Origin of the sequence: Lysobacter sp. ESA13C, from assembly GCF_019970005.1 — a bacterium.
Lineage (GTDB): Bacteria > Pseudomonadota > Gammaproteobacteria > Xanthomonadales > Xanthomonadaceae > Lysobacter > Lysobacter antibioticus_B.
The window spans coordinates 474102-486255 of sequence record NZ_JAHXYK010000002.1 but is presented as its reverse complement, the minus strand read 5'-3'; the positions used below and the strand labels follow the sequence as shown (position 1 = coordinate 486255).

Below are 12154 nucleotides of genomic sequence, written 5' to 3'. Positions count from 1 at the left end.
CCGCCCGTCGCCGCCGCAGCGGCGCCCTTTTGGATAGTGCCCGTAACCGCGGCCTCGGCGGGCGCGTCCAGCCCGTGCAAGGCGGCGTAGATGCGCTCGGCCAGGGCTTCGTTGACCCCCTCGACCCGGGAAATCTCCTCGATCCCGGCGGCCTTCAGGCCGCCCAGACCGCCGAAATGCCGCAACAGATTAGCGCGCCGACGCGGTCCGATACCGGGAATGTCTTCCAGCCTACTGCTGTTGCGGGCCTTCTGGCGACGCCCCCGATGGCCGGTGATGGCGAAACGGTGCGCCTCGTCGCGAACCTGCTGGACCAGCTGCAGGGCCGGCGATTCGGCGCCCGGGCGGACCACCCGGCCGTCCGGGAGCAGCAATTCTTCATCGCCGGGACGGCGGGCCGGGCCCTTGGCCACGCCCACCAGGATCAGCCCCTCGACCCCCAGCTCGTCCAGGGCAGACCGGGCCTGGGCCACCTGTCCGGCGCCGCCGTCGATCAGCAGGACGTCCGGCACCACCCCGTTTTCCTCGACCGCGCGCCGGAACCGGCGCGAAATCGCCTGGTTCATGGCGGCGTAGTCGTCGCCCTCGACGATGCCGGCGATGTTGTAGCGGCGGTACTGGCCGCGTACCGGCCCCTCGGCATCGAACACCACGCACGAGGCCACGGTGGCCTCGCCCATGGTGTGGCTGATGTCGAAACACTCGATCCGGGCCGGCAGCGACGGCATGCCGAGCAGGTCGCGCAGCGCCTCGGCGCGTGCGAGCTGGGCGGCGTGGCTGGTCAGTTCGGTGCCGAGCGCGAGTTCGGCGTTGCGCCGCGCCATGTCGAGATAGCCGGCGCGTTCGCCGCGCACGTTGCATTTGATCTGCACCCGGCGCTCGCCCGAACTCGACAGCGCATGCTCGAGCAGTTCGCGATCGGGCAGGTCGCGATCGAGCACGATCTCGCGCGGCGGCGGTTGCTCGGCGTAGTACTGCGAGACGAACGCGGCCAGCACTTCCTCGGGGTTGTCGCTGCCGTTGGTCTTGGGAAAGAACGCGCGCGTGCCGAGGTTGCGGCCGTCGCGGAACGCCAGCAACAGCACGCAGGCCGAGACCCCCTGCATCGCCACCGCGAGCACGTCGAGGTCGGCGGCGCGGCCGTCGACGTACTGGCGCGCCTGCAAGGTGCGGATGCCGGTGATGAGGTCGCGCAGGCGTGCGGCGTCCTCGAAATCCAGGCGCATGCTCGCCTCTTCCATGCTCCGGCCGAGTTCGTCGGTGAGCTCGTCGCTGCGTCCGTCGAGCAGCAGCCCGGCGCGACGCACGCTTTCGGCATAGTCGCGCGCCGGCACCAGGCCGACGCAGGGCGCACTGCAACGACCGATCTGGTGTTGCAGACAAGGCCGCGAGCGATTGCGGAACACGCTGTCCTCGCAACTGCGCAGGCGAAACAGCTTGTGCATCAGGTTGAGCGTGTCGCGCACCGCGCCGACGCTGGCGTAAGGACCGAAGTAGCGGCCCGGGATGGCGCGCGGCCCGCGGTGCATGGCGATGCGCGGCCAGGCTTCCTGGGTCATCAATACGTAGGGGTAACTCTTGTCGTCGCGCAGCAGCACGTTGTAGCGCGGCTTGAGCGACTTGATCAGCTGGTTCTCGAGGATCAGCGCCTCGGCCTCGGTGCGGGTGACCGTGACCTCCATGCGTACCGTCTGCGACAGCATCGACATGATGCGCGTGGACTTCGGCGTGGCGTTGAAATAACTCGATACGCGGTTACGCAGCGCCCCGGCCTTGCCGACATAGAGCACGTTGTCGTCGGCGCCGATCATGCGATAGACGCCCGGCGCGGTGCTCAGATGCTTGACGAAGGCCTTGCCGTCGAACGTGGCGGGCTGGGAGGCGGTCGTCACGAGGCTCTCGCTTGCGGGTGCGCGCGAACGCTCGCGACGAGGCCGGGCGCGGCACAGGCGGGCATCGCCCGCGCGCCGGCGACGGCACGATTGAGAGCGTTCGAACGGGCGGGCGCGGTGGCGGGCATCGGCAGATCGGGGAACCGGAAACGGAGGACCGGGTTCTGGATTGGGTTGATTATGCGCGAGCGCAAGGGCCCGAACCGGGCCTTGGGGCCGAATGCATCGGGGAACGGCCCAGACGGCAAGGCGGTCGTGCCGCGAACGGCAAATCCGTGTGCGCCATGGCGGTGGCCCGGCCCGGCGAGTCTGCGGCGCTTGGTTCGTTACCGTCGCCCCGCCCCATCCGCATCGACCAGCGCCGGCGCGGTGCCGGAGCCTGTCGCCTCATCGGGCGATCAACGCAGATGCAGTTCTTCGCGCAGGCGTGCGATCGCGCCGTCGGCGGCGCGGTCGAGCAACTGGAACACGTGCTCGAACTGGGCCGGCCCGCCGGTGTAGGGATCGGGCACTTCGCCTTCGGTTTCCAAACCGCACCAATCCAGCAACAGCGCGGTGCGCGCCCTGGCGCCGCGCGGCGCGCGGGCACGGACATCGCGCAGGTTGGCGCGGTCGGCGCACAGCAGCCAGTCAAAGTCGGTGTAGTCCGACGCGGCGAGTTGGCGCGCGCGCAGGCCGGAGATGTCGACGCCGTGCTCGGCGGCGTTGGCGATCGAACGCCGGTCCGGCGGCTCGCCGACGTGCCAGTCGCCGGTGCCGGCCGAATCGAGCTCGACCCGCCCGGCCACCGACGAGGTCTCGATGCGGGCGCGCAGCACGCCCTCGGCGACCGGCGAGCGGCAGATATTGCCGAGGCAGACGATCAGCAGGCGCATGCTCAGGCGCCCTCTCCCACCGCGCGGCCGGCCAGATGCGCTTCGGCGCGGGCGAGATCTTCGGGGGTGTCGACGCCGGGCGGGAACGGCTCCGGGGTGATGCCGACGGCGATTCGGTAGCCGGCTTCGAGCGCGCGCAATTGCTCCAGCGATTCGATCTGTTCGAGCCGGCCCGGCCGCAGCTTGGCGAACTTGCGCAGGAAACCGGCGCGATAGCCGTAGATGCCGATATGGCGCAGCCATTCGCCGCCGCCGGGCATGCGCTGGCGGTCGTTGGCGAAAGCGTCGCGCGGCCACGGAATCGGCGCGCGGCTGAAGTACAGCGCATCGCCGTTGCCGGCACGCACCAACTTGACCGCGTTCGGATCGAACAACACCTCGACTTCGGTAATCGGCGCGGCCAGGGTCGACATCTCGGAGCCGCTGTCGCGCAAGGCGGTCGCGGTGGCGACGATGCCCGAGGCCGGCGCGAAGGGTTCGTCGCCCTGCAGGTTGACGATCACGGTGTCGTCGCGCCAGCCGGCGATGTCGGCGCATTCGGCGAGGCGGTCGGTGCCGGAGGCGTGTTCGGTCGAAGTCATCGCCACCTGCACGCCGCTGTCCTTCAACGCTTGGGCGATGCGCTCGTCGTCGGCCGCGACCCAGACCTCGCGCGCACCGGCCGCGAGGGCGCGGCGGGCGACGTGCAGCACCAACGGCTCGCCGGCCAGCTCGCGTAGCGGTTTGCCCGGCAGGCGTGAGGCGGCGTAACGGGCGGGAATGGCGACGACGAAATCCTGGCTCATGTTCGCTCCAACGGTCGCGGCTGGCCGCGAGAAATTCGATGCGCGCGTGCGGCGCGGGACAAGCTTACGTCAGGCCGGCTTAGGTCGGGCCGGCTTGGATCAGGCCGGCTCAGCTCGGGTCGGGTGCTGGCGAAGCGATAGACGGAAGGGTCGCGGCTTGCGCCGCTGCCGCCCTTGGAACTCCGGCGTGCCGGGGGCGCACGATGGCGCCTCGGGCGGATCGATGGACGCCGCCGGCGCGCCGCCGTGCAACGTCAGCGCGCGACGCGCGCCGGCAGTTTGTCGAGCAGCGAAACCCAGAACGCTTCCGGCAATTCGGCACGCACCGGCACGCTGTAATGCAGGTCCGAGGCGAACGCGCCCTCGCCCGCCAGCGGAATCTTGACCGCGTCCTTTTCGGTCATCAGCACCGGCAGACGGCTGCCGAATTCGAAATCGGCGGCGCTGTAGCGATGATGATCGGCGAAGGCGTGCGGCACGATGGCGATGCCGAGGCTGCGCAGCATGCCGAAGTAGCGCTCGGGGTCGCCGATGCCGGCGACCGCGTGCACGCGCTGGCCGGCGAAAGCCTCGAGCTTGAGCGGGCGGCCGCCGAGCAGCGGCAGCGCCTGGTCGGCGATCAATCGCATCGGCCATTCGCCGAAACCGGTGGTCGCGGCGGCGGCGTCGCCGGCGAGGTTGGGCATGTTGACCACACGGAAATCGCATTCGGCGCCGCGTTCGGGCGGCTCGCGCAACGGTCCGGCCGGCAGCAATTGGCCGTTGCCGTAACGACGGCGGCCGTCGACGACTTCGATCTCGATGTCGCGGGCGAGGCGGTAATGCTGCAGGCCATCGTCGCAGACGACGATGTCGCAGCCGGCGTCGGCCAGGGCTTTCGCGGCGGCGGCGCGGTCGCGGTCGGCGCGCAGCCTGGCGCCGGTGCGGCGCGCGATCAGCACCGGCTCGTCGCCGCCGATACGCGGATCGGTGTCGCGCTCGACCCACAGCGGCGTGGCGATGTCGTCGCGGCCGTAGCCGCGGCTGGCCACGCCCGGGTTCCAGCCTTCCTGCTTCAGGCGCTGCACCAGGGCGATCGTGAGCGGTGTCTTGCCGGCGCCGCCGGCGGTGATGTTGCCGACCACGATCACCGGCACGCCGGGGTGGCGGCGGCGCTTGAGGCCTTTGCGGTACAGGGTGCGGCGCAGGTCGGTGACCGCGCCGTACAAGCCCGAGAGCAGGCGCGCATGCGCGGGCACCGGGACGTCGCCGTACCAATACGCCGGCACATGTGGTTGCCGATCCGAAGCGCCGCTCATTCGGCTTCCCGGAACTGCATGCGGTGCAGATGCGCGTACAGACCGCCCTGGGCGATCAATTCGCCGTGGCTGCCGCGCTCGACGATACGGCCCTGATCGAGCACCAACACCTGGTCGGCATGCTCGATCGTCGACAGACGATGGGCGATGACCAAGGTGGTGCGATCCGGCATCAGGCGTTCGAGCGCGTCCTGGACCAGGCGTTCGGATTCGGTGTCGAGCGCCGCGGTGGCTTCGTCGAGGATCAGGATCGGTGCGTCCTTGAGCATCGCGCGCGCGATCGCCAGGCGTTGGCGCTGGCCGCCGGAGAGCTTGCCGCCCTTGGCGCCGATCGGCGTGTTAACGCCTTCCGGCAGGCGCTCGATGAACTCGCTGGCATTGGCGCCGCCGACCGCGCGTTGCAGGGCCTCGGCGTCGCTGTCCTGCAGTTCGCCGTAAGCGACGTTGGCCGCGACCGTGCCGTCGAACAGCATCACCTGCTGGCCGACCAGGGCGATCTGGCGACGCAGGTCGGCCAGGCGGTAGTCCTGCACGGGATGGCCGTCGAGCAGGATCTGCCCGGCCTCGGGGTCGTAGAAGCGCGGGATCAGCTTGATCAGGGTCGACTTGCCGCTGCCGGAGCGGCCGACGATGGCGGTGACGGTGCCGGGACGCGCAACGAAACTGATGTCCGACAACGCAGGACGGTCCTGGCCCGGATAACGCGCGGTGACGTCGCGGAACTCGACCAGACCCTGGCTGCGCGCGAGTTCGCGCGTGCCTTCGTCCAATTCGTCGGAAGCGTCCAGCACGTCGAACAAGCGCTCGGCCGAGGCCAGGCCGCGCTGCAGCATGTTCTGCACGTTGGTGAGCTGACGCAGCGCCGGAATCATCGCCATCATCGACATCATCAGGGCGACGAAACCGCCGGCGCTGAGGCGCCCGGCGAAGGCTTCGTGGCTGGCGACCAGCAGCAGCAAGGCCAGGCCGATCGAGCCCATCAGCTGGACCATGGCCGAGGCGATGCTGCGGGTGGACTCGACCTTGAGGCTGAGGCGCAGGTAGTCGTCGGCGATGGCGCCGTAGCGGGTCAGCTCGGTCGGCTGCGCGCCGTAGACCTTCACTTCCTGCTGGTTCGACAGCGCCTGATCGGCCGCGAGCAGCAACTGCGCGCCGCTTTCCTGGATCTTGTGGCTGATGCGGCGATAGCGGCGGCCGACCTTGTCCATGACCCAGGCCAGCGGCGGCGCCATCACCGCGACGGCGATGGTGACCTGCCAACTCGTCCAGATCATCACGCCGAGCAGCGCGAGCGCCTGCAGCGACTGCTGGACCATGACCTTGAGCGCGTCGACCGCGGCCTGCGCGACCTGGTCGCTGTCGGAGCCCAGCCGCACCAACATCGACGGCACCGGCTCGGTATCGAAGCGCGAACCCGGCAGGCGCAGGTACTTGCCGAGCACCTTCACTCGCAGGTCGCGGGCGACGCCGCGGCCGGACTTGGCCATGTAGTAATCGGTGAGGTAACCGGCGAGACCGCGCAGCACGAACAAGGCGACGATGGCCGCCGGCAGCCAAATCGCCAACGCCGAGTTCTTGGCGATGAAGGTCTGGTTGATGATCGGTTCCATGATCTTGGTGAAACCGGCGCCGGCGGCGGCCTCGATCACCATGCCGAGCGCGGCGATCCAGAGCAGTCCGCGGTAAGGCCGCGAGAATTCGAGCAACCGGCGGTAGGTCTGCCAGGGCGATGCGGTGGCTGTCACCGCACCGTCCCCGCGGCGGCCTGAGCACCGGGTTGCGGCGGCGCGGTCGCGCTCATGATCCTGCGGAAACCGAGCTGGCCGAGCGCGTCGTAGACGGTGACCACGGCCTGGTACGGCGTGCGCGCATCGGCGCGCAGCATGACGGTGCGGTCGCGGTCGCTGCCGGCGACCTCCGCTATCGTGGTCTTGAGCGATTCCAGATCGTCGCGCAGCACCTCGCGGTCGCCGACGAAATAACGGCCTTCGGCATTCACCAGCACGATCAGGGCCTTGCTGGCGTCGCCGGAGGGCTCGCCGGTGGCGCGCGGCAGTTCGAGCTTGAGCACCGAGCGCGCGTCGAAGGTGGCGGTAACGACGAAGAAGATGATCAGGACCAGGATCACGTCGATCAACGGCACCAGGTTGATCTCGGGCTCATCGTCGGAGCGATGGTCGCGGATGCGCATGCGTCGGCGCCTCAGCCGGCCTGGCCGGCCAGGCGCACCGGCGCGCGCGCCTCATGCTGCTGGCGCGACTCGACCGTGCCCGGGGTCAGCACGTCGACCAGGGCGATCGCTTCGTGCTCCATCGCGACGATGTATTCGGCGATGCGGCCGCGGAACCAGCGGTGGGCCATCAGCGCCGGAATCGCGACGATCATGCCGGTCGCGGTGCAGATCAGCGCCTTGCCGATGCCGCCGGCGAGTTGGTTGACGTCGCCGATGCCGTGGTCGTTGATGACCATGAACATCTGGATCATGCCGACCACGGTGCCGAACAGCCCGAGCAGCGGGCCGGCGGCGGAAATGGTGCCGAGCGTGTTCAGGTAACGCTCCATGCGGTGCACGAGGTGGCGGCCGACGTCCTCGATGCGCTCGCGGATTTCCTCGCGCGGGCGATGGCGGACGTCGAGCGCGGCGGCGAGCAGTTCACCGAGCGGCGCGGTCGCGCGCAGCGACTCGATGTGGGCCGGGTCGAGCTTGCCGGTCGCGGCCCAGGCGCGGACTTCCTGGCCGAGCTGCGGCGGCAACACCGCCCTGCGACGCAGGGTCCAGAGGCGTTCGATGATGATCGCCAGCGCTACCGCCGACAGGATCAACAACGGAATCATCGGCCAACCGCCGGCCTTGACCAGTTCCAGCACTCGCGAACCCCCGGCCCGTGGCCGACATCAATCTGGCCGATAGGATAGCCCAGCGCCCGCACGCCGGGTCGCATCCCACAGACGCGGGTGTGTCTGGCGTCGCGTTTCCACGGCGATGCCGCCGGCGCGCAGCCCCGTCCGCAAGGCGCCATCGGCCGCGGTATCGCGGGTGCCCGCCCCGGCGCGGCGCCAGCGTTCCAGCACGTCCGCGCGCGGGTGGCCGAAGCGGTTGCCATGGCCGCTGGATACCAAGGCGTGGCGGGCGCCGGTCGCGGCGATGAACTCCGGATCGGAGGAGCCGCCGCTGCCGTGGTGGGCGACCAGCACCACCTCGGCGCGCAGGCGGTCCTGCGCCGAAAGCCCGGCACGGCGGACCAGATCGCGCTCGACCACCTCGCCGATGTCGCCGGTCAACAGCGCCGCGCCGTGCCGACTTTCGACCCGCAGCACGCAGCTCGATTCGTTGCCCAGGTAGGGAAAATGCCGGGGCGGGTGCAGGAAACGCAGGCGCACGCCGTCCCATTCCCAACTGCGCCCGGCCTCGCAGGGACGGGTGCGGATGCCCTCGAGCGCCTCGCCGTCGACTTCGGGCGGCGCGAACACGACCGGCGACGGAAACGCGCGCAGTACGCTGGCCACACCGCCGGCGTGGTCGTTGTCGCCGTGGCTGGCGACGACACGGTCGAGGCGACGCACCCCGAGCGCATGCAGGGCCGGCACCACCGCGCGCTCGCCGGCGTCGAAACCGTCGCGCACCGAGGGCCCGGCGTCGAACAGCAGGCTGTGGTTCGCCGTGCGCACCAGCACCGACAAGCCCTGCCCCACGTCGACCACGATCAGTTCGGCTTCGCCCGGCCCGGGCAGATGCCGATCCGGCCACAGCAAAGGCAGCCACAACAGCAGCGCCAGCGCCTTACCGGGCACGCCGCGCGGCAGCAGCAGCCAGAACGCGCCCAGCATCGCCAGCGGCAAGGCGAACCAGGCCGGCTCCGGCAGCCACCACAAGGCCAGACCGCTGTCGGCCAGGGACTCGAACCCGGGCCAGCTCGCGTCGAAGCAGGCCGCGGCGCCGCGCCAGGCGAACTCGCCGGCGCCGGCGTGGAGCGCCTCCAGGCCGGTGCCGAGCAAGGCCAGGGGCACCACCACCAGGCTCCACCACGGCACCGCAATCAGATTGGCGAACGGCCCGGCCAGGGAGGCCTGGCCGAACAACAGCACGCACACCGGCAGCAAACCCAGGCTCGCCACGCCCTGCGCGCTCAGGAACCCGCGCAAGCGATCGCGCCAGCCGGTCGCCGCCATCGAATCCGGCAAGCACCACAGCAGCCAGGCGACGCCGAGAAAGCTCAGCCAGAACCCTGCACCGAGCAAGGCCAAAGGATCGGCCAAGGCCATCGCGATCGCCGCCATCGCCAAGGCGTCGAAGGCGTGAAAAGGCCGGCGCGACATGCGCAGCGCCGCGACCAGCGCGATCATCAGCCAGGTGCGCACGGTCGGCAGGGCGAAGCCGACCGCGGCCGCATAGGCCAAACCGCCGAGCATCGCTGCGACCGCCGCCGCGACCACCCCGGGGCAGCGCCGCCCCAGCGCGGGGAATACCCGCCATAACCGGCCCGCGAACAAGGCGAAGAAGCCCGCGACCAAGCCGACATGGAAGCCGGAGATCGCGATCAGATGAGTCAGGCCGTCGGCGCGCAGCACGCTCCAGTCGCGCTCGTCCAAGCCGCGGGTGTCGCCGAGCGCGAGCGCACGCACGAAGCGCGAAGACGGCGACCGCACCGTCGCGGCGATGCGGTCGGAGATCGATTCGCGCCAGGCATCGAGCCCGCTCGCCTTGGCCAACAGCCGTGCGCGCTCCGGCTCGCGCAGGTAGCCGGTCGCGGCCAAACGCTGCATCAAGGCGTATTTTTCGGCGTCGGGACCGCCCGGATTGCGCAGGCCGCGCGGCGCCCGCACCCGCGCCTGGAACCGCCAACGCTGGCCGGCCCGCAGCACGCGACGCGGTTCGAGTTCATCGTCGTACCAGGCCAATCGCAACAAGCGGCCGCGCAAGGGCTCGGGCTGTTGCGCGTCCTCGTCGATACGAAACAGAAAACGGCTGCGGCGCGGTTCGTGCTGCGGAAGATCGACGATGCGCCCGCTGACGACGACCTCGCGCTTCTCCCAGTCCGGCGGCAACTGCAGGCTCAGCGCATAGGCCGCATGCAGACTGGCGAGCGCGAACCCCAACACCGCCGCGGCGAGCCAGCGCCAGCGCGGCAAACGCCACCACGCAACGGTGGCGGCGATCAGGGCGGGTAACGAAACTCCCCACGGGCACGCATGCGGCAAGGCCAGTCCGGCACCGATGCCGGTCAGCAATGCGCAGGCGACGAGTTTTCCGAAGGGCGGCGTCCTTGCCGCGTCGTGCATGTCTACACCTCGGCGGCGTCCAGTTGCCGCAGTTTGCCTTCGTGCAATTCCAGCACGCGGTCCAGGCGCCGCGCGAGGCGGCGGTCGTGGGTCACCAACACCAGGCTGGTGCCCTGGTCGCGATTGAGCGCGAGCATCAGCTCGAACACCACCGCGGCGGTTTTTTCGTCGAGGTTGCCGGTCGGCTCGTCGCCGAGCACGCAGGCCGGGCGATTGACCAGGGCGCGCGCGACCGCGGCGCGCTGGCGCTCGCCGCCGGACAGTTCGCCCGGCTTGTGATCGAGACGATGGCCCAGGCCGACCGATTCCAGCAATGCCCTGGCCCGCTCCGACGCCTGCTTGGTCGTGGCCGAACGGCTGCGGCCGTCGAGCAGCACCGGCAGCATCACGTTTTCGAGCGCGGTGAACTCGGGCAACAGGTGATGGAACTGATAGACGAAACCCAAGGCCTGATTGCGCAGCAGGCCGCGCGCGCGATCGGACAGCGCGCTCATGCGCTCGCCGGCGACGTAGACCTCGCCCGCGGTCGGCGTGTCGAGGCCGCCGAGCAGATGCAGCAAGGTGCTCTTGCCGGCGCCGGACGCACCGAGAATCGCAACGGTCTCGCCCTTGCGCACGGCCAGTTCCAACCCCTGGAACACCGGCGTGTGCAGCTTGCCTTCGGAATAAGTCATCGCCAGGCCGTCGCAACGCAGCACGATGTCGTCGGCGACGGTCCGGCGGACGTCGGCATTTTGAGGGTTATTCATAGCGCAGCGCCTCCGCCGGCGCCGTGCGCGCGGCGCGCCAGGCGGGATAGATCGTGGCCAGGAAGGCCATCGCCAGCGCCACGCAGGCGATGATGGTGACGTCGCTGGTCTGCAGGTCGGTCGGCAGGCCGGTGATGTAGTAGACGTCTTCCGGCATCAACTGCACACCGAGCACGGTCTCGATGGCCTTGAGGATGTGTTCGAGGTTCAAGGTCAGGACGATACCGCCGACCACGCCGAGCACCGTGCCGACGATGCCGATCAGGGTGCCCTGGACGACGAAGATCCGCATCACGCTCATCGGGGTCAGCCCGAGGGTGCGCTGGATCGCGATATCGGCCTGCTTGTCGGTGACCAGCATGACCTGCGAAGACACCAGGTTGAACGCACCCATGGCGATGATCAGCGACAGCAGGACCGCCATCACGACCTTTTCCATCTTCAGGGCGCGGAACATGTTGGCGTTGTCGCTGCTCCAATCGGTGATCCGGTAGGGGCCGCCGAGGGCCACCGAGAGATCGCGGGCGACGTCCCAGGCCTTGTCCATGTCGTGCAGCCTCAAGCGCACGCCGGTGACGCCGTCGCCCATGCGCAGCACCCGTTGGATGTCGCTCATGTTGACCACCGCCAGGCCCTTATCGTATTCGCTGTAGCCGGCCTCGAAGATGCCGCTGACGGTGAAGCGCTTGAGCTGCGGCATCGCCCCCATCGGCGTGCTGCGGCCGTCTGCGGTCATCACCACCACGCTGTCGCCGACCTGGGCGCCCATCCACAGGGCCAGTTCCTTGCCCAGGACGATGTTGAAGCTGCCCGGGGTCAACGAGCCGAGTTTGCCTTCGACCATCTTGTCGGCGAGCACCGAGACCTTGCTCTCCTCAGCCGGGTCGACGCCGCGGATGATCGCCGGCTGTTGCCGCGTCGACGACAGCAGCGCTTCCTTTTCGATGTAGGGCGCGGCGCCGGCGACGCGCGGGTCGGCGGCGGCCTTGTCGATCGCGAGCCGCCATTCGGTCACCGGTTCGCCGTAGGCGCTGATAGTGGCGTGGGCGGCCATCTGCAGCATGCGGTCGCGGATCTCGCGCTGGAAGCCGCTCATCACCGCCAGAGTGGTGATCAGCGCAGTCACGCCGAGGGCGATGCCCCCGATCGAGGCCAGGGAGATGAAGGAGATGAAGCCGTTGCGGCGTTTGGCGCGCAGGTAGCGCAGGCCGATGGCGACGGAGATGGGTTTGAACATCTATGCGGCCGAGACCGGAAGCTGGGGACTGGACATTG

Annotated in this window: 9 protein-coding genes and 1 pseudogene; all 10 read right to left on the bottom strand. The window is 69.7% G+C overall.

Annotation, left to right across the window (positions count from 1 at the left end; all coding sequences use genetic code 11):
- Positions 1–68 precede the first annotated feature (68 nt).
- Positions 69–1892, bottom strand: a pseudogene (gene uvrC / locus LC490_RS05165) (excinuclease ABC subunit UvrC); the annotation flags it as partial.
- A gap of 398 nt (positions 1893–2290) precedes the next feature.
- Positions 2291–2767, bottom strand: a complete 477-nt coding sequence (locus tag LC490_RS05160) for a low molecular weight protein-tyrosine-phosphatase (protein WP_031371445.1) — start codon at positions 2765–2767, stop codon at positions 2291–2293.
- A gap of 2 nt (positions 2768–2769) precedes the next feature.
- Entirely contained in the window at positions 2770–3552 is a 783-nt protein-coding gene (gene kdsB, locus LC490_RS05155; RefSeq protein WP_223619498.1) for a 3-deoxy-manno-octulosonate cytidylyltransferase, read from the bottom strand.
- A gap of 254 nt (positions 3553–3806) precedes the next feature.
- The gene (lpxK, locus tag LC490_RS05150) at positions 3807–4850 is read right to left on the bottom strand and encodes a tetraacyldisaccharide 4'-kinase (protein ID WP_223619497.1); all 1044 of its coding nucleotides are present in this window, start codon (positions 4848–4850) and stop codon (positions 3807–3809) included.
- Entirely contained in the window at positions 4847–6595 is a 1749-nt protein-coding gene (gene msbA / locus LC490_RS05145; RefSeq protein ID WP_223619496.1) for a lipid A export permease/ATP-binding protein MsbA, read from the bottom strand. Before msbA ends, lpxK begins: the two co-directional genes overlap by 4 nt.
- Positions 6592–7041 (bottom strand): biopolymer transporter ExbD, encoded by a 450-nt coding sequence (locus LC490_RS05140; protein WP_031371449.1) that lies wholly within the window; start codon positions 7039–7041, stop codon positions 6592–6594. Before LC490_RS05140 ends, msbA begins: the two co-directional genes overlap by 4 nt.
- An 11-nt stretch (positions 7042–7052) precedes the next feature.
- On the bottom strand, positions 7053–7718 hold the full coding sequence (locus tag LC490_RS05135; RefSeq protein ID WP_036148319.1) for a MotA/TolQ/ExbB proton channel family protein: 666 nt from the start codon (positions 7716–7718) through the stop codon (positions 7053–7055).
- 27 nt (positions 7719–7745) lie between these two features.
- A complete protein-coding gene (locus LC490_RS05130; protein WP_223619495.1) occupies positions 7746–10130 on the bottom strand; it encodes a DNA internalization-related competence protein ComEC/Rec2 in 2385 nt (794 codons plus the stop codon).
- 2 nt (positions 10131–10132) lie between these two features.
- A complete protein-coding gene (gene lolD, locus LC490_RS05125) occupies positions 10133–10879 on the bottom strand; it encodes a lipoprotein-releasing ABC transporter ATP-binding protein LolD (RefSeq protein ID WP_223619494.1) in 747 nt (248 codons plus the stop codon).
- Positions 10872–12116, bottom strand: a complete 1245-nt coding sequence (locus LC490_RS05120) for a lipoprotein-releasing ABC transporter permease subunit (protein WP_031371452.1) — start codon at positions 12114–12116, stop codon at positions 10872–10874. Before LC490_RS05120 ends, lolD begins: the two co-directional genes overlap by 8 nt.
- Positions 12117–12154: the final 38 nt, after the last annotated feature.